Annotated in this window: 17 protein-coding genes; 6 read left to right on the top strand and 11 right to left on the bottom strand. The window is 72.0% G+C overall.

Going from position 1 to position 17,585, the window contains the following annotated elements:
* Positions 1-27: 27 nt before the first annotated feature.
* Complete coding sequence (locus ADK64_RS03650; RefSeq protein ID WP_053654693.1) at positions 28-2,814, bottom strand: penicillin acylase family protein; 2,787 nt, start codon at positions 2,812-2,814, stop codon at positions 28-30.
* A gap of 220 nt (positions 2,815-3,034) precedes the next feature.
* Between ADK64_RS03650 and ADK64_RS03645 the strand changes: the two genes are divergently transcribed.
* The 3 genes from ADK64_RS03645 (at position 3,035) to ADK64_RS03635 (ending at position 5,663) form a co-directional block, all read left to right on the top strand.
* On the top strand, positions 3,035-3,637 hold the full coding sequence (locus ADK64_RS03645; protein ID WP_053654692.1) for a hypothetical protein: 603 nt from the start codon (positions 3,035-3,037) through the stop codon (positions 3,635-3,637).
* 99 nt (positions 3,638-3,736) lie between these two features.
* Positions 3,737-4,501 (top strand): 3-keto-5-aminohexanoate cleavage protein, encoded by a 765-nt coding sequence (locus ADK64_RS03640; protein WP_053654798.1) that lies wholly within the window; start codon positions 3,737-3,739, stop codon positions 4,499-4,501.
* 94 nt (positions 4,502-4,595) lie between these two features.
* Entirely contained in the window at positions 4,596-5,663 is a 1,068-nt protein-coding gene (locus ADK64_RS03635) for an RNA ligase (ATP) (protein ID WP_053654691.1), read from the top strand.
* Positions 5,664-5,680: 17 nt separating this feature from the next.
* On the opposite strand, the gene soxR is transcribed toward ADK64_RS03635, so the two are convergent.
* On the bottom strand, positions 5,681-6,139 hold the full coding sequence (gene soxR / locus ADK64_RS03630) for a redox-sensitive transcriptional activator SoxR (protein WP_053654690.1): 459 nt from the start codon (positions 6,137-6,139) through the stop codon (positions 5,681-5,683).
* Between the two features lie 105 nt (positions 6,140-6,244).
* Here soxR and ADK64_RS03625 point away from each other — a divergent pair, with 105 nt between their 5' ends.
* Positions 6,245-6,706, top strand: a complete 462-nt coding sequence (locus tag ADK64_RS03625; RefSeq protein WP_053654689.1) for a MaoC family dehydratase — start codon at positions 6,245-6,247, stop codon at positions 6,704-6,706.
* A gap of 10 nt (positions 6,707-6,716) precedes the next feature.
* Here ADK64_RS03625 and ADK64_RS03620 read toward each other — a convergent pair whose 3' ends face one another.
* The 3 genes from ADK64_RS03620 to ADK64_RS03610 all read right to left on the bottom strand — a co-directional run bounded on the left by ADK64_RS03620 (position 6,717) and on the right by ADK64_RS03610 (position 8,950).
* Positions 6,717-7,361, bottom strand: coding sequence for a TetR/AcrR family transcriptional regulator (locus ADK64_RS03620; RefSeq protein WP_053654688.1), 645 nt, complete (start codon positions 7,359-7,361; stop codon positions 6,717-6,719).
* Positions 7,362-7,434: 73 nt separating this feature from the next.
* Positions 7,435-7,722 (bottom strand): YiaA/YiaB family inner membrane protein, encoded by a 288-nt coding sequence (locus ADK64_RS03615; protein WP_053654795.1) that lies wholly within the window; start codon positions 7,720-7,722, stop codon positions 7,435-7,437.
* Positions 7,723-7,798: 76 nt separating this feature from the next.
* Positions 7,799-8,950, bottom strand: coding sequence for an acyl-CoA dehydrogenase family protein (locus tag ADK64_RS03610; protein WP_053654793.1), 1,152 nt, complete (start codon positions 8,948-8,950; stop codon positions 7,799-7,801).
* Between the two features lie 90 nt (positions 8,951-9,040).
* Here ADK64_RS03610 and ADK64_RS03605 point away from each other — a divergent pair, with 90 nt between their 5' ends.
* Positions 9,041-9,688: a TetR/AcrR family transcriptional regulator gene (locus ADK64_RS03605; RefSeq protein ID WP_053654687.1), complete on the top strand. Its 648-nt coding sequence runs from the start codon at positions 9,041-9,043 to the stop codon at positions 9,686-9,688.
* 41 nt (positions 9,689-9,729) lie between these two features.
* A complete protein-coding gene (locus tag ADK64_RS03600; protein ID WP_053654791.1) occupies positions 9,730-10,443 on the top strand; it encodes an ArsR/SmtB family transcription factor in 714 nt (237 codons plus the stop codon).
* A gap of 162 nt (positions 10,444-10,605) precedes the next feature.
* Here ADK64_RS03600 and ADK64_RS03595 read toward each other — a convergent pair whose 3' ends face one another.
* From ADK64_RS03595 to ADK64_RS03570, 6 genes are all read right to left on the bottom strand, one after another.
* Positions 10,606-11,688 carry a Zn-dependent alcohol dehydrogenase gene (locus ADK64_RS03595; protein WP_053654686.1) on the bottom strand — a complete coding sequence of 361 codons (1,083 nt, stop codon included), beginning with the start codon at positions 11,686-11,688 and terminating at the stop codon, positions 10,606-10,608.
* Between the two features lie 15 nt (positions 11,689-11,703).
* The gene (locus tag ADK64_RS03590; RefSeq protein ID WP_053654685.1) at positions 11,704-13,092 is read right to left on the bottom strand and encodes an aldehyde dehydrogenase family protein; all 1,389 of its coding nucleotides are present in this window, start codon (positions 13,090-13,092) and stop codon (positions 11,704-11,706) included.
* 122 nt (positions 13,093-13,214) lie between these two features.
* The gene (locus tag ADK64_RS03585) at positions 13,215-14,552 is read right to left on the bottom strand and encodes an ABC transporter ATP-binding protein (RefSeq protein ID WP_053654684.1); all 1,338 of its coding nucleotides are present in this window, start codon (positions 14,550-14,552) and stop codon (positions 13,215-13,217) included.
* A gap of 305 nt (positions 14,553-14,857) precedes the next feature.
* Positions 14,858-15,571 carry a class F sortase gene (locus ADK64_RS03580; protein WP_053654683.1) on the bottom strand — a complete coding sequence of 238 codons (714 nt, stop codon included), beginning with the start codon at positions 15,569-15,571 and terminating at the stop codon, positions 14,858-14,860.
* Complete coding sequence (locus ADK64_RS03575) at positions 15,558-16,229, bottom strand: hypothetical protein (RefSeq protein WP_053654682.1); 672 nt, start codon at positions 16,227-16,229, stop codon at positions 15,558-15,560. Before ADK64_RS03575 ends, ADK64_RS03580 begins: the two co-directional genes overlap by 14 nt.
* A 101-nt stretch (positions 16,230-16,330) precedes the next feature.
* A complete protein-coding gene (locus tag ADK64_RS03570; protein WP_053654681.1) occupies positions 16,331-17,566 on the bottom strand; it encodes an MFS transporter in 1,236 nt (411 codons plus the stop codon).
* Between the last annotated feature and the right edge of the window lie 19 nt (positions 17,567-17,585).

Raw genomic sequence — 17,585 nt, 5'->3', positions numbered from 1 at the left:
CCGCCCGGATCACTTCATTGGTTCACCTCACCGGTGCGAGGTGTACTCGACGACCTGCTGGAAGGTCGGCCGGTTCTGCCAGCTGATGTTGCCGTGCTTGATACCGCCGAGGGTGCGCTGGACGATCGAGTCGGCGCACCACTGGTCACCGGCCGAGCACAGGCTGTCGCCCGGGTAGACCTGGGCGGCGGTCATCCCGGCGGCCTGCTTCAGGGTGCTGATCAGGATGTCCCGGCAGGAGCCGAGGTCACCGCCGCCGCAGTACTTCTCGGCGAGGCCGCCCTGCACGTTCTCCCCGAGCACGGACCGGATGTCCTTGTCGACATAGCTCCACCAGCCGTACTGGAAGGAGCTTCCGGCGTGCGAGCCCGTCGGGCCGTGGCCGGCGGACGGGGCCTCGTCGACGGACAGGTTGTCGGTCAGGTCGGTGTACAGGTCGCTGCCGAGGCCCGGTTCGAACTCGGCCTTGACGAGCAGCGGCCACCACGCGTCCAGGATGCGGATCGCGTCGGCGTTGGCGTACGTCTTCGAACCCGCCGAGGTCTCCGTGCGCTTGGCGCCCGCGGTGACCCACGCCTGGAGCTTGTTCACCGCGTCGGCGGCCGTGGGGTCGGACACCGCCGCGGAGTTGATCACCTTGAGCAGCTTGGGCAGCACGTCCTCGGCGCGCAGGTCGGCGAGGGCCGCGTCCGCCATGGCCTGCACCAGTTTGGTGCGGGTCACCCCGCCGGCCGCGACGAGCTTCTTCACCCGGTCGTCCAGCAGATTGCCGCGGTGCACCGAGCCGTCGCCCCAGGACGCGGTCGTGTAGTCCTTGGCCTGCTTGTTGTTCCAGGAGACGTAGTAGTCCTGGTCGACGGAGTTGGGGTGGGCGGAGGCCGGGGTGTAGTCGGACGTGTTGGTGGCCGGGTCCCAGTTCTGCCACTCGTACGCGGGCTGCGCCCAGACCGGGAACTCGGCGTCGACGCCGGCGGCCCGGACCGGGTTGTCGCCGCTGTTGTAGTACGCGGTGTGCTGGGAGTCGGCGTAGAACCAGTTGAAGGTGTAGTTGATGTGCTGGGCCGCGCTCTGGAAGTCCTTCGGGCCCTTGACGAAGTCGGGGTCGTTCAGCATCTGGAAGCCGATGATCGAGTCGGCCTCGTGCAGATACGACGAGCGCAGGGTGGTGTAGGCGACCTTCTTGCCGCCGACGGTCGCGCGGTACTGGACCGGGCCGTACTTCGTTCTCCAGACCCGCATGGTGTACGACCCCGCGGCGGTGCCGTCGGCCAGCGTCGGCGACCAGGAGTTCTTCTGCTCGACCTCGTCCATGGCCGTGCAGGTGCCGTGGTACAGGTAGTGGTAGTCGTCCTGGCACAGCTCGACGGCGTAGGTGTCGATGATGTCCTGGCCCGAGGTGGTCGCGGACCACGAGTAGTCCTGGCCGCGGCCGAGTTCGACGTACATGCTCAGGCCCGCGAAGGAGGCGCCGCGCGCGCTGATGCCGGGGCCCTGGATCTCCTGGAGCATGAGCAGTTGTGGCGCGAAGTACCCGGTCTGCGGTCCGAAGACGGCTATCGGGTGGCCGCTGGCGGTGTACTTGCCGCTGACGACGAGCGCGTTGGACATACCGCGTCTGGCCGAGCTCAGCGTGGCGTTGGCGGCGGTGGCGGAGGTGCTCTTGGCGGCCGTGGTGGCCGCACTGCCCGTGCGGTCGTAGACGAGCGGTTCCTGGGTGACCGAGCCGGGGTCGGGCAGGGCCTCGCCCTTGGCGTCGGCGGGCTTGGCGCCGTACGGGAAGCTCTCGCCGTCGTGGACGGTCAGGACCGCCTCGGGGTCGTTGCGCTCGCGGAAGGACTCCCAGACCTTGGTGCCCTCCTCGACCCCGTACTTCTGCTGGGCGGCGAGCAGGGAGACGGCGTTGTTGACCTCACCGCCTCCGCCGGAGCCGAACAGCGAGCCGATGACGGAGGCCAGCGCCACCAGGTCGGTGATCTTGAAGTGGTCGATGGTGCCGGCGTTGGTGACCGCGTTCTTGTGGCCGGTCAGGTCGTACTCGCCGGGGAAGTAACGGCCGCTGTCGGAGGCGTCGATGTAGGAGTTGATGCCGTCGAGGTAGGCGTTGGCGTCGGCCATGGCCTGCTGGCCGCGGGCGCCGTTGGTGGCCACCGCGCGGTCGATCTGCGCCTGGAGGTCGGCCTCGGTGTACGGGGCGTTGCGGTAGAACTGCTGCTCCAGGCCCTGGTTGGCGGCCGCGCCGCCGGCGAAGGAGGTCAGCTGGCCGCGGCCGACGTGCCGGAAGACGTCCATCAGCCACAGCCGGTCCTCGGCGGCGGCATAACCGGCTCCGAACTCGGTGCCGTACCGGGTGGTGCCCGTGATGTGCGGCACTCCGGTCTTCTTGTCGCGGACGATGGTCACGTCACCGCGGCCATTGGGCTTCTCGGTGGAGGCGACCTGGTCGGAGGGGACGCCGAACGAGGAGTCGTTGAAGAAGTTGTTGATCGTGGCGTCGGTGAGACCCGAGTAGCCCGTGGCCAGGTTGGCATACGGGCCGAGCTGGTCCTCGGCATGTGAAGGCTGGGTGCCGAAGGCCTGGTTGAGCAGGATCTGGGCGAGCGTCGCGTTGCCGTTCTCGCCGGGCGGCAGGATGTCTGAGCACTGGCCGCCGCAGTAGTCGTTCGACGCGGTGGCCTCGGCGGCGGACGCCGTCTGGGTGAGCGGCGAGAGGAGGCCGCCGACGAGGACGCAGATCGCGGCGGTCTTCAGGAACCTGGTGAAGCGGCGGGACGTTCTCAGTCTGACAAGGGCGATGTGTGGGGTTCGCCGTGGCATGGCAGCTCCTAGCGGCAGGGGTGCGCGAACGTTACCGCCGGTATCCCCGAGATTGAAGATGAACATGCGTCACTTTTTGGAAGGCCCAAGAAGAACGCACGAGAAGAGCACGAGAAGAGATGGAGCCGAATCGCCTGTCGATACGTCTATTCGGCGACGTCCTTGCGACGACGCCGAAGTGACCGAAGTACAGGTGCAGGTGTGACGGAGGTGCAGGGCGATGGCCGGTTTCCGGAGTCTGGCGAGACAGGTACGCGATCCGGACTGCGATCTGGCACTGCGGCGGTACTCACTGCGCAAGTGTCTTGAGAAGTTCGCCCCTTACGGACATCGGGCGACCTGGGACCATCTGTGCTCCCGAGCGGGCTTCGGCCCCGAGGACCGCTCCCCCGACCCGGTGCGGCTCGTGGCCGCGCTGGAGGAGCTGGAGGAGGCCCGTTCCGTCTGGCTCGGCTACGAGACCGACTTCACCGAGCGGCGCAAGAAGGAGAAGCACGACGGCCTGCGCCGGCCGGGCAGCGTGGACGACTGGCACCGGCTGACCTGGGGCGGCTTCGGGGTCGCCTGGTGCGACGACCCGCGGGTGCACCCGGACGAGCCCCTGGCGGAGGTGCTGCGCCGGCTGATCGCCGCACTCGAGCGGGAACCGGGCGCCTGCTGCCCGGTGTGCGGCGCGGACCGCCTGGTGTGGCGCTACGGCCTGGACCACGAGCCGTCGTCCGGCCCGGTCTGCACGGACTGCGGGATCCTCGTGCCCCGCCCCGTGCTCACCCCGCGGGCGCTGGAGTACGCCCGGCGTGGGCAGTTGTTGATGTCGGCCTGAGCGGTTGGGGGTTCCCGGGGGGTGCGCAGGGGGATGCCGCACCCCCGACTGCGAGTCGGGCGGGGGCCGTTGTCGGTGGCGGATGCCACCATCGAGGACATGGTGCAGGTTTGTCTGAACGGGCGCCGCTCCCCGGCGGACGGCGCGGGAATTCCGATGTCGCCCGAGGAGATGGCCCGTTCCGCGGCCGAGGCGGTCGCCGCCGGGGCCACGGAAGTGCATGTCCATCCGAAGACGCCGTGCGGAAAGGACAGCCTCTCCCCGCGCGTGCTCGCGCCGGTGCTGGAGGCGATCCGGGCGCGGGTGGCGGTGCCGGTCGGGGTGACGACCGGCGCCTGGGCGGAGCCCGATCCGCAGGCCCGGCTCGGCCGGGTGCGCGCCTGGTCGGTGCTGCCCGACTTCGCCTCCGTCAACTGGCACGAGCCGGGCGCCGAAGCGGTCGCCGGTCAGTTGCTGGAGCGGGGGGTGGGTGTCGAGGCGGGCATCTGGTCGGGCACCGAGGGCGCGGCCCGGTTCGCTCGCTCGCCGCTCGCCGCGAGTGTGCTGCGCGTGCTGGCGGAGGTGACCGACCAGGACCCGGCGCGTGCGCGGGCCTCGGCGCGGGCGCTGCTGTCCGTGATCGGTGAGGCGACCGCCCGCCCGGTCCTGCTGCACGGCGAGGAGGCCGGCGCCTGGCCGGTGCTGCGGCTGGCCGGCCGGCTGGGCCTCGCGACCCGGATCGGCCTGGAGGACACCTTGCTGCTGCCGGACGGCCACCGGGCGTCCGGCAACGCGGAACTGGTGGCGGAGGGCCTGGTCCAGTACGAGCGGTTCCGGCGCACGGGGCCGGCCGAAGCCGAAGACCGCGACGCTACCAGCCGCTAATCCACTGGCTCCACCCGTTTGCGTCCCGGAGAGTGGGGGCGCGATGAAACACGCCTGAGGGCCGTCAACGTGCCCGATCCTGCGAGGAGTTGTGATGTCGACGCTGCGCGTCACCGCCGAAGTGCTGACCGTCCACGAGCATCCGAACGCCGACGCGCTCGAACTGGCCCAGGTGGGCCTGTACCGAGCGGTCGTCGCCAAGGGCGCCTACCGCACCGGTGACACGGCCGTCTACATCCCCGAGCAGTCCGTCCTCCCGCCGGGGCTGATCGGGGAGCTGGGGCTGACCGGGCGGCTGGCGGGCGGCGAGGCCAACCGGGTCAAGGCGGTGCGGCTGCGCGGCGAGCTGTCCCAGGGCATCGTGTGCCGGCCGACGTCACTCGCGGACGTCGACCTGGCGCGCGCGGCCGCCGAGGGCACGGACTTCGCCGAGCGTCTGGGCATCACCAAGTGGGTGCCCCCGATCCCGCCGACCATGAACGGCGAGGTCGAGTCCGCCCCCGGGCTGCTGCCCTGGGTCGACATCGAGAACATCCAGCGTTACCCGGACATCTTCGCCCCGGGCGAGCCGATCGTCCTGACGGAGAAGCTGCACGGTTCGGCGTGCCTGCTGACGTATGCCGCCGAGGAGGGTCGGGCGTACGTGTCCTCCAAGGGTTTCGGCGCCAAGTCCCTGGCCCTGAAGGAGGATCCGCGCAACCTCTACTGGCGGGCGGTGCGCTCCCACGGCGTCGCCGAGACCGCGGCGAAACTCTGCCGGCGGCTGGGCGCCACCCGGGTCGGCATCTTCGGGGAGGTGTACGGCGCGGGGGTGCAGGACCTGACGTACGGCGCGGACGGCCGGCGGGACACACTGGGGTACGCGGCGTTCGACGTGTCGGCGGAGATCGGCGGGACGGTGCGCTGGCTGGACGCGGCCGAGCTGCTGGAGAAGGAGTTGCCGGTGGCGCCCACGCTGTACGCGGGGCCGTACGACATCGAGCGGGTCCGGGACTTCGCGAGCGGCCGGGAGACCGTCTCGGGGCGGGAGCTGCATCTGCGGGAGGGTGTGGTGATACGCCCTGCGGTGGAGCGGTACAGCGCGGTGACCGGGGGCCGGGCGATCGCGAAGGCGGTGAGTCCGGCGTATCTGACGCGCAAGGGCGGGACGGAGTACGAGTAGGGGCCCCGCAGGGGCGCTCAGCGCCCCTCCGCCAGCAGCCGCGACCCCGTCAGCCGTTCGCCGAACACGTCGTCCGGGTTGGAGAGGACACAGTTCTCCAGCGACAGACACCCGCAGCCGATGCAATCGGTGAGGTGGTCACGCAAACGATTCAGCTGTCTGATGCGTTCGTCGAGTTCCGAACGCCATTTCTCCGACAGCCGGGCCCAGTCCTCCCGGGTCGGCGTCCGCTCCTCGGGCAGCTCGGCGAGGGCGTCCCGGATCGTGGCCAGCGGGATGCCCACCCGCTGGGCCGCACGGACGAAGGCGACCCGGCGCAGGGTGTCACGGCCGTAGCGGCGCTGGTTGCCGCCGGTGCGGCGGCTGCTGATCAGACCCTTGGCCTCGTAGAAGTGCAGGGCGGAGACCGCGGCGCCGCTGCGCGCGGACAGCTGGCCGACGGTCAGCTCGTGGATCTTCTCGGGAATCTGGGGCACTCCTCAGAGCCTAGCGACCCGATCCCCGTCGCGGTCCGTTGACAGGCGCCGCACACCCGAGCATGCTAAGCAGTTGCTTAGACAAGCGAGCGAGAGGCCGGGAACATGGCAGAACCGAGGACCTTCACCTCCCCCGACGAGCTGAAGGCGGCCGTGGGCGAGCAGCTGGGGTACACCGACTGGCTGGAGGTCGACCAGAAGCGGATCGACCTGTTCGCCGACGCCACGGGCGACCACCAGTGGATCCACGTGGACCCGGAGAAGGCCGCGGCGGGGCCGTTCGGGACCACCATCGCCCACGGCTACCTCACCCTCTCGCTGCTGCCGCTCTTCGGCCCGCAGCTGATCCGGGTCGAGGGCGTCAGGATGGGCGTCAACTACGGGACGAACAAGGTCCGCTTCCCCGCGCCCGTCCCCGTCGGCTCCCGGCTGCGCGCGACCGCGAAGATCACCGGTGTCGAGGACGTCACCGGTGGCGTCCAGGTGACGGTCGCCTTCTCCGTGGAGCGCGAGGGCGGCGACAAGCCGGTGTGCGTCGCGGAGTCGGTGTCCCGGTACTACCTCTGAAGTCCCGGTACTACCCCTGAGCCGGTCGGGGCTGCTCCGCCCCGACCATCCGCAGCACGAGGTCGGCGTAGAGCGCACCGACCTCGTCCGGGGTGCGCGGGCCGTTCACGGTGAACCAGCGGGCCACGTCGATGCAGAGCGAGAGCACGGCGAGCGTGGTGCCCTGTACGTCCAGCACGTCGAACTCGCCCGAGGCCACTCCGTCGTCGATGATCCCGCGCACCTCGGCGTCGACCTGGCGGCGCAGCGCGACGATCTCGGCGCGGGCCTCGGGGCCGAGGGCGTCGAGTTCGTACTGCACGACGCGCGCGGTGGTGCGCCGGCCGGCGTGCCAGCGGACGAAGGAGCCGACCGCGTCGGCCAGCCGCTCGGCCGCGGTGCCCTCCCGCCGGGCCGCCGTGCGCAGGATGTCGAGGGCCTTGTCGTGGCCGATCCGGCTGATCCGGTGGAGCAGCTCTTCCTTGGTCTTGTAGTGGATGTAGAGCGCGGCCGGGCTCATCCCGGCACGGCCGGCGATGTCACGGGTCGTCGTCGCGTGGTAGCCGCGCTCGGCGAAGGCCTCCACGGCGGCGACGAGCAGCCGCCGGGCCGCGTCAGGGGTGACCTCTTCCCACGGCTCCATCTCGCCGCCGGTCGTCTCCTGCGCCGTACTCATCGCTCGCTCGCCCCTCTCGGTGACAGGAGCACCACCATACCGCCGAAGGTGAGCGAGCGCTTAGCGCGCCTGCTCAGATCTTCTCGAAGGGGTCGTGGTCGGCGAGGAGCTTCTCCAGCCGGGCCTGGTCGACCCGGCTGACGATCTGCCCGGCCTCCTGGCGGTCCCGGATCACCTTGGCGAGGGTGAAGGCGGAGGTGACGAGGTAGAGGACCGCGATCGCGAGGAACGCGCGGACCCAGGCATTGGTGTCGAGCTGGTAGATACCGATGGCCGTGGCCGCCATGGCGATCGCGAAGGAGGCGACGGACTGGCCGTAGAACGCGGCCGTGCTCTGCTGCTTGACCGGTGTGTCACTCATACGGAAGAGCATCGGCGGTCGTGGCCCGCGCCACATCCGCCGGCGTACTCAGACACGTACTCAGCCGGATCCGCCCTCAGAACGCCGAAACCCCGGTCAGCGCACGCCCGATGAGGAGCTTCTGGATCTGGCTGGTGCCCTCGTAGAGGGTCATCACACGGGCGTCGCGCAGGAGTTTGCCGGCCGGGTACTCGTCGATGTAGCCGTAGCCGCCGAAGACCTGGAGGGCGTTGTTGGCGGCGCGGACGGCGGCCTCGGAGGCGAACAGCTTGGCCTTGGAGGACTCGACGGCGAACGGCTGCCCGCGGTCGATGAGATCGGCGACCCGCCAGGTCAGCAGCCGGGCCGCGTCCACATCGACGGCGATGTCGCTGATCAGCTCCTGCACCAGCTGGTGCCGGGCGATGGACTTGCCGAACTGCTCGCGCTCACCGGCGTACCTGACGGCCGCGTCCAGCGCGGCCTGCGCTATGCCGACGCAGCCGGCCGCCACCGACATCCGCCCCTTGGCGAGCGCCGACATGGCGACGGAGAAGCCCTTGCCCTCCTCGCCCAGCAGGGCCGAGGCGGGGACGCGGACGTCCTGGAGGACGAGTTCGGCGGTGGCCTGGCCGCGCAGGCCGAGCTTGCCGTGGACGGTGCGGCGGGTCAGGCCGGGCGTGTCGGCGGGCACGAGGAAGGCGCTGACGCCCTTGTGGCCGGGCGCGTCGGTGGAGCGGGCGAAGAGCAGGACGACGTCGGCCCAGGTCCCGTTGGTGATGAACATCTTGGTGCCGTTGAGGACGTAGTCGTCGCCGTCGCGTACGGCCCGGGTGGTGAGGTTGCCCGCGTCGGAGCCGGTACCGGGCTCGGTGAGGCCGAAGCAGCCGACGTACGCGCCCGAGGTCAACCCCGGCAGCCAGCGGCGCTTGTGCTCCTCGTCGCCCCAGGCCGCGATCGTCTTGGCGACGAGCCCGAGGGAGACCGAGACGATGCCGCGCACGGAGGAGTCGCCGCGCCCCAGCTCCTCGGTGACCAGGCAGTAGGCGAGATGGTCGCCGCCACAGCCGCCGTACTCCTCGTCGACGGTCAGGCCGAGGAAGCCGACCTCGCCGAGCTTCTTCACGATGCCCCGGTCAACCTCCTCGGCCCGGTCCCAGTCGACGACGTGCGGGGCGATCTCGCGTGCCACGAAGTCCCGGGCGAGCTGCCGCACGGCCGCCTGCTCCTCGCTCAGCTCCAGGTTCACCACGAGATCACCCCACAGATGACAGATCTTGAAAACCGTACATTTAAATTAGCACTGCTAGTTTCTGTTGGCAGCCCTACTATGTGCGCCATGGCCCGACCGCGCAAGCCCCTCCTCAGCACCGACCGGATCGTCGCGACGGCCCGGGACCTCGTGGACCGGGAGGGACTGGCGGCCGTCTCCACCCGCCGGCTCGCCGCCGAGCTGGGGGTGAGCGGGCCCTCGCTCTACAACCACTTCCGCACCAAGGACGAGATCCTGGAAGCGGTCGCGGACTCGGTGAGCGGGCTGGTGGACCTGGCGATGTTCGAGGACGGCCGCGACTGGCGCACCGCACTGCACGACTGGGCCGTCTCCTACCGGGCGGCGCTGCGCGACCACCCCAACATCGTCCCGGTCCTCGCCCGGGGGCCGGGCCGCCGCCCCGCCGCGCTCCACCTGGCCGACGCGGTCTACGGTGCGATGGTCGACGCCGGCTGGCCGCCGGCCCAGGCGACCTCCATCGGCGCGCTGATGCGGTACTTCATCATGGGCTCCGCGCTCGGTTCGTTCGCCGGGGGCTTCGTCGACGACGCGAGCGCGTACGACCCGGCCGACTATCCCCACCTCGGCCAGGCCCATCTGCTCGCCGAACAGCAGGAGAAGATCGACGAGCGGGCCTTCGAGGCGGGGCTGACGGCACTGCTGGACGGGCTGGCGCACCAGTACGAGCAGGTCGGGCAGGGCGCGCAGCGATAGTTCGGCGGGTGCCGAAGTGTCCGTGGCGCATGCTGGGAGGCATGACCGCCAAGGATCCGCGGGCCGCCGGCCTCGCCTCGCTCGCCTCGCTGGTCGCCGACGAGACGCGGGCCGCCTGTCTGCTGGCACTGCTCGACGGGCGGGCCTGGACGGCCGGTGAACTGGCCCGGCACGCCGGGGTCGCCGCGTCCACGCTCAGCGAGCACCTGGGCAGACTGGTGGCCGGCGGTCTGCTCGCCGAGGAACGGCAGGGGCGGCACCGGTACGTGCGGCTGGCCGGCACCGGGGTGGCACAGCTGGTGGAGGACCTCGCCGCGCAGGTGCCTCCGGCGGCGCTGCGGCACCCGGCTCGCAGCCTGCGCGAGTCGAGTGCGGGCTCGGCCATGGCGCGGGGGCGTACCTGTTACGACCATCTCGCCGGGCGGCTGGGAATCGCGGTCACGGACGCACTGACCGAGCGGGGGCTGCTGCGGCAGGACACGGGGTTCGCGCTCACGGAGGCGGGGGTGGAGTGGTTCGGGCGGGTCGGAATCCCGCTGGAGCGCGGAGGGCGGCGCCCGCTGGCCCGGGCGTGCCTCGACTGGACGGAGCGGCGCCCGCACCTCGCGGGGGTGGCGGGGGCCGCGCTGTGCCGGTATGCGCTGGACGCCGGGTGGTGCGTGCGGGTCGGGTCGGAGCGCGCGGTGAAGGTGACTCCGTCGGGGGAGCGGGAGTTGGGGTTGCTGCTGGGTGTCCCGTCCGGCGCCCTGCGCTGAGATGCGGCTACGGGGGCGGGGGTCCTCCGGTCTGCCGGGTGCGCGCCGTTCGTGGCTGGTCGCGCCCACGCGGCGGGGCCGCGTGCCGATACGGCCCCGCGCCCTGCTCGGCCCGTCGGGTCGCGGTCCAGGGGGCCGCGACCCGAGAAGGTCGTCCGAGCCTCAGAACACCACCAGTGCCCGGCCGCCCTTGCCCGCGAGCATGTTCTCGAAGGCGGCCGGGATGCCCTCCAGGGCGATGCGTTCGGTGACCAGGGCGGACAGGTCGAGGCGGCCTTCGCGTACGTGTTCGGCGAGCACCGGCAGATCGCGGGCCGGGTCGCAGTTGCCGTAGACGCAGCCGGACAGGGTGCGGCCCCAGTGGAAGATCTCCAGGGCGTTGAAGGTGACCTCCTGGTCCTTGCCGCCGATGCCGACGACCGTCGTACGGCCGCCCCGGCGGGTGGCGTCCCAGGCGGCGCGGATGGAGACCGCCCGGCCGACGCACTCGACGGAGACGTCGACGCCCTGTTTTCCGGTGAGGGCCCGGATCTCGCGCGGGGTGGTGTCGGAGGCGACAAGGTAGTCCGTCGCGCCTGCCGCCCTTGCCAGTTCCTCCTTCTCCGGGGAGACGTCGACCGCGATGATGCGGGACGCGCCCGCGATCCGCGCCGACTGGAGGGTGGCCAGGCCGACCCCGCCGACGCCGAACACGGCCACCGTCTCGCCGGCCCGGACCCGGGCCGAGTGGTGGACCGCGCCGTAGCCGGTGAGGACGGCGCAGCCGAGGAGGGCGGCGTCCACCAGCGGCACGCCGTCCGGGAGGGGCAGCACACAGGACGCGGAGACCACCGTCTCCTCGGCGAACGCCGCGACGTTCAGGCCGGGGTGGAGGTCGGTGCCGTCGGCGGTGCGGGCGTAGACGTCGGCGGCGCCGTTCAGGGCGTTGGCGCACAGCCAGACCTCGCCGAGTGCGCAGGCGTGGCAACTGCCGCAGGAGGGGGCCCAGTTGAGGACCACGGGAGCGCCGGGCGAGACATGGGTGACCCCCTCCCCCACGGCCACCACCGTGCCGGCGCCCTCGTGGCCGAGGACGGCCGGGACCGGGACCCGCATGGTGCCGTTGGACAGGGACAGGTCGGAGTGACACACGCCGGCGGCGGCGAGGCGGACGCGGACCTGTCCGGGGCCCGGGTCGGGCAGGTCGATACCGATGATCTCCAGGGGGGCGCCGATGGCGGGCAGGACGGCGGCTCGTACGGCCATGGATCGCGTACTTCCTTAGAACTGGAGGGACTTGGTCTGGAGGTACTCGGCGAGTCCGTGCGCGCCGAGTTCCCGGCCGACTCCGGACTGCTTGTAGCCGCCGAAGGGGGCGAGGGGGTTGAACCGGCCGCCGTTGATGTCGACCTGGCCGGTGTCCATGCGGCGGGCGAAGGCCGCCGCCTCGGACGCGTCACCCGCCCAGACGGCGCCCGCGAGACCGTACACCGTGCCGTTGGCGATGCGCAGGGCGTCCTCCTCGTCGTCGTAGGGGAGGATCGCGAGGACCGGTCCGAAGATCTCCTCCTGGGCGATGGTCATCTGCGGGGTGACGTCCGCGAAGACCGTGGGGCTGACGAAGTAGCCCCGTTCGTTCGGCGACTGGGGGCCGCCCGCCACGATCCGGGCCCCCTCGGCCACGCCCTTCTCGATGTAGCCGCGCACCCGTGCCTGCTGCCTGGCGCTGACCAGCGGGCCGATCCGGTCGCCGTACTTGGCCGCGGCCGTGCGGGCCAGCTCGACCGCCTCCTCGTACCGGTCGCGGTGGACCAGCATGCGGGTCCAGGCGCTGCACGTCTGGCCGGAGTTGGCCATCACGTTGGCCACACCGACGTTAACCGCCTTGGCGAGGTCGGCGCTCGGCAGGATGACGTTGGCGGACTTGCCGCCGAGTTCGAGGGCGACCTGCTTGACGGCGGCACCGGCCGCCGCGCCGATCTGCCTGCCGACGGCCGTGGAGCCGGTGAAGGAGACCAGATCGACGCCCGGGTGCTCGGCGAGGGCCTGCCCGGCGACCGGGCCGAGGCCGGTGACCAGGTTGAACACACCGGCCGGCACGCCCGCCTCATGAACGGCCTCGGCGAACAGCTGGGCGGTGAGCGGCGTGTCCTCGGCCGGCTTGAGGACGACCGTGCAGCCGGCCGCGAGGGCCGGGGCGACCTTGGCGACGATCTGGTGCAGCGGGTAGTTCCAGGGGGTGATCGCGCCGACCACGCCGACCGGCTCGTGCAGGACGGTGGAGTTGCCGACCTTCTCCTCGAAGGAGTGGGCGGCGGCCAGCTCGGCGTAGGAGCCGGCGACCGCGATCGGCAGGCCGACGTGCACCGCCTGCGCGAACTCCGGCGGCGCGCCCAGTTCCGCGGTGACCGTCTCGGCGATCTCGTCCTTGCGGGCCACGAGGGCGTCGCGCAGGGCGGTCAGGCGTGCGGCCCGCTCGGCCGCAGGCGTGGCGGCCCAGGCGGGCAGAGCGGCCCGGGCCGCCCGGACGGCCGCGTCGACGTCCAGCGCGCCGCCGGCCGGAACGTGCCCGATGACCTGCTCGTCGACCGGGTTCACGACCTCGATCACATCCCTGCTCCCGGCGGGGCGCCAAGCTCCGTCGATGTACAGGCCGTCATGTGCCTTCATGCTGCTTCCTCCCGGCGGATCCGCGTCGTCCGGCACACAAACTAGCGGTGTTAGTTTTTCTGCGCCATAGCTGCCCTGCGGTGCCGGACGTTCCCGGACATCATCGCCGCGCGGAGCGGTGCTCACTCGTCCAGGGCGGGCAGCCGGTCGGGCGACGGCGAGATGCGGTCGCCCGCCTGGTCGAAGACGAGCAGGCGCTCCAGGTCGACGAGGAGCGGGACCTGCATGCCGTGGTGCAGCCGGACGTCCGGGGTGGTGCGCACGACCAGGTCGCCCGGGAGGCGGACCCCCGACGGCGCGGGTGCGGGCTCCTGCGGCGGATGTTCCAGGACGACCACCGGCCCGGCCCGCAGTGACCCCGCCCGCTCCCGCAGCCGGTCCAGTAGGCCCGGCCCTTCCCTGCGGCGCCGGCGCGGGGGCCGGGCGGCCGGGTGCGGCGCCTCCAGTTCGGGTACGACGGCGGGCCGCGAGCCGGTGTCGAAGTGGACGAGGACCTCGTGCCCCTGGAACTCCAGGTGCTCCACGAGCCCGGTGATCAGCGCCTCTCCCGGCCGGGCGGACTCCCGGTCGCCGATGCGGACCACCTCCGAGCGCAGCCCGACGATGACCTCGCGGCCCTGCTGCACCCGTAGCAACCGGTGGTCCGGGGAGAGCGGTTCGGGCAGCCGCAGGGCCTGTTTGCCCAGGGCGACGGTCATGGCGCCGTCCAGCGGGGCGCGGACCACACCCTGGAGCAGGTTGATGCGCGGGATGCCGACGAAGGCGGCGACGAAGAGGTTGCGGGGCAGCGCGTAGACCTCGCGCGGGGTGCCGACCTGCTGGAGCACCCCGCCGCGCAGTACGGCGACCCGGTCGCCGAGCGACATCGCCTCGGCCTGGTCGTGCGTGACGTACACCGTGGTGACCCCCAACTCTCGGGTGAGCTGGGACATCTCGGCCCGCAGCCGGTTGCGGAGCTTGGCGTCCAGGTTGGACAGCGGCTCGTCCATCAGGAAGGCCGCGGGGTGGCGGGCGATGGCCCGGCCCATGGCGACGCGCTGCCGTTCGCCGCCGGAGAGCTGGCTCGGGTAGCGGTCGAGCAGTTCCTCGACGCCGAGCATGCGGGCGGTGGCGGTGACGCGGGGGCCGGGGTCGGCGCCGGGGTCCTCGATGCGCAGCGGGAAACCGATGTTGTCGCGGCTGGTCATGCTCGGGTAGAGGGCGAAGTTCTGGAACACCATGGCGATGTTCCGGCCGGCGGGCTGCCAGTCGTTGGCGTACTCCCCGTCGAGCAGCAGCTCGCCCTCGTCGATCTCCTCCAGACCGGCGATCATCCGCAGCACGGTGGACTTGCCGCAGCCGGACGGGCCGAGCAGGACCAGGAACTCGCCGGGTGCGATGTCCAGCGAGAGCCCGTCGACCACGCGCGTGCCGCGCACGAAGGACTTGCTCACGTCGTGCAGTGAGATGGCGCGTGTCATGCCTGCCGCCCCGGGGCTGTCCGGAGCGCCACTGCTCCGTGGTCCGAAGGCCCCGCGCGGGTCGTACGAAGCCTGTGCGTCACGGAAGTTAACGGAATGTGCCCGGCCGGGGGAAGACACGCGGGGAACGCGGGAACACCGGGGCAGGTGGGGGCTAAAACGGACGCCGGGATTCAGCGCCCGGCCGCCGCCGTGCCCGGATCGCGGACGCCGGGAGCCGGCGGTCGTCCACGGCCCTGCCCGGTTCGCGGACGCCGGACCCCGACGGACGACCGTCACCCTGCCCGCCCCTCGGACGCCGGGGCTCAGCGGCCGGCCGTGGCCGTGCCCGGATCGCGTACGGCGGCGAGGTGGGCGAAGACGACCACGTTGCTGGTGTAGCCCGTCCGCCGGCTGTAGAGACCGCCGCAGGTCAGCACGCGGAGCTCCGGTCGCCGCGCCGGGGCGTAGACCTCCTTGTCCGGGAAGCTCGCCTTGTCGTAGACCTTCATCCGGTCCACCGAGTAGACGGCGGTGCGGCCGTCGGCGCGCTTGACCTCGATGACCTTGCAGGGTTTGACCTGGGCGAGCCCCGCGAAGACGGCCGGGCCGGTCAACGTGTCCCGGTGGCCGACGGCGATCGCGGTGCCGGACTCGCCCGGTGTGGGGCCGCCCTCGTACCAGCCGACCAGCTTGGGTCTGTCCATGGGCGGGGTCTCCAGCTCCCCCGCCTTGTCGAGCCGGAGGGCCGTGATCGGGGCGTCGATGCCCAGCGAGGGGACGCGGAAGGACGTCGGCCGGGACCGGGGCAGCGGGCGGGGCACGGGCCCCGGAGGCGTCTCGCAGGACTGTTCACCGGCCGCGCCCGCGCCATGGGCGGCCGCCATGGCGCCCGAGTCCCCCGCCCGGCCCGGACCGAGGTGCCCGCCCCCGCACCGGTGCACCACCGTCACCAGGACGGTCACCAGCAGGGCCGTCCTGGTGAGACGGTAGGCGCGGGTCCGGTGCCAGGGTCTGCGTCTGCGCCTACGCGGCGCCATGAGGCCGCCGGCGGCTGCGCCGAAGGTACATCACACCACCGACCGCGCCCAGGCCCACGGCACCCGCGGCGGCCACCGGCGAGTACGCCGCGGCCTTGTCGATGACACCGCCCCCGCCCGCGTGCACACCGCCCCTCGGATCGTCGTGATCCCTGCCGCCCCAGCCCGGACCGTCCTGCTGATGGTGGTCCTGGTGGTCCTCGATCTGTCCGTTGGGACCGTGCCCCTCGTCATGTCGGCCGTCGTGGCAGTTGACGCGGAAGAGCTTCTCCTTGACGGCACCTGCCGCGACCCAGGTGAGCTTGTACTGCCCATCGGTCAGGCCGATCGCGTCGGTGTGTCCGGCGCCGCCGGCGAGCTGGATGACGCCGGTGAGGGTGGCCGCGCTGGGCAGCGGCGGCTGCGCCTGGATGATGTAGGGGATATTGGGCAGGATGTCGAAGTTGACGGCGTCGAGGTAGAACTTGCAGACCGCCGGCTCGTCCTTCGTCACACCGTAGGGCACACCCACGCTGTGCACCCTGATGTCGCCGTTCTCCCCTTGAGCAGCCACGTTCGGCGCCGCCACCCACGACGCACCCACCGCGGCGAGGGCGGCGAGGACGACAGTGGCGCCCGCACGGGAGCCGAAAGTACGTGGTGAGGTCTGGGTGGGCATGCACATTCCTCCGAGTCGGACGATTGTCATACAAATCGCTCTTTCGTCTGGACTCTGCGCGATGGACACCTCGCCCGACGGCACCGACGCCCGGCGCGCCGTCAGAGATCGCTCGTGCGGCGCAATCCCGTGCGCCCGGCCCGCTCCCCCGCTGACCGTCCGGCTCCCCTGGGCCGCTCCTGCGAGCGCATTCCCACCCCCGCCGACAGCAGCAGCAGCGCCCCCAGCAACACGAACGGCGCCGCCACGCCCGCCACCCCGGCGACCAGACCGGCGGCGGCCGGGGCGGCGACCTGGCCGAGGCGGTTGCCGGTCAGGCGCAGGGCGAGCGCCGTCGAGCGGGCCTCGTCGGGCGCGGCCTGCACCACGGTCGTCATGGACAGCGGCTGGCCCACGCCCAGACAGAAGCCGAGCAGCGCGAGCAGGACGCCGAGCGCCCACACGGGCAGCGGGAGGGAGATACCCGCGCACAGCACTGCGGCCAGGAAACACGTCACCGTGAGCAGTGCGGGCCGGCCGAGCAGCCGGAGCAGCGGGGTGAGGACGAGCCGGCACGCGATGGTGGCACCGGCGCGCAGGCTGAGCAGGGCGCCGACGACCGGGGGCGCGATGCCCCGGTGCTCGCCGACGACCGGGAGGTAGGCGGTGAGGATGTCGGTGGCGGACAGCACCGACAGGCTGATCAGCATGCCCGCCGGTACGCCCCGGGCGCGCAGGATGTGGCCGACCGGGACCCGGTCGCCTTGCCCGGTACGGGACTTGACGGCCGTAGGGTCCTCGATGCGCCACAGCGAGGTGACGGCCACCGCCGCGCCCGCGCCCGCCACCACGAGGGCGCGGGCGCTGCTGCCCGCCATGTCGGGGCCGCCGATCAGAACACCGGCGGCCACCGGGCCGAGGAGCTGGCCCAGCGAGGCGCCGATGGTGAAGTGGCCGAAGTTCCGGTCCTGTTCGTGCGGTGCGGACTGGCGGGCGACGAGCGACTGGGCACCGATGACGAAACAGAGGTGGCCAAGGCCCATCACCCCGCTCCACAGCGCCATCGCCCACAGCGAGTTCACCACGCCGCTCAGCGCGCAGCCGCCGCAGATCAGGACCACGCCCGCCGGGAGCAGCGGGGCGCACCGGCCGTGGTCGGTGCGCCGGCCGAGCGGTACGGCGGCGAAGAGGGGCAAAAGCGCGTACACGCCCGCGATGACGCCCACCGCCCGCTCGTCGGCGCCGAGCGCGAGGGCCCGGTAGGAGACGGCGGGCCGGGCCATCGACACCGCCCCCTGCGCGAAGCCGAAGGCGAGGACGAGGCGGAGCAGCCAGCCGCGGTTCCCGCCGGGCGCCATGGGTCGGTTCCTCCCTGGA

The sequence above is a fragment of the Streptomyces sp. MMG1121 genome, assembly GCF_001280015.1.
Classification (GTDB): Bacteria; Actinomycetota; Actinomycetes; order Streptomycetales; family Streptomycetaceae; genus Streptomyces.
The sequence above is the reverse complement of the archived record's forward strand: the minus strand, read 5'-3'. Positions and strand labels throughout refer to the sequence as shown.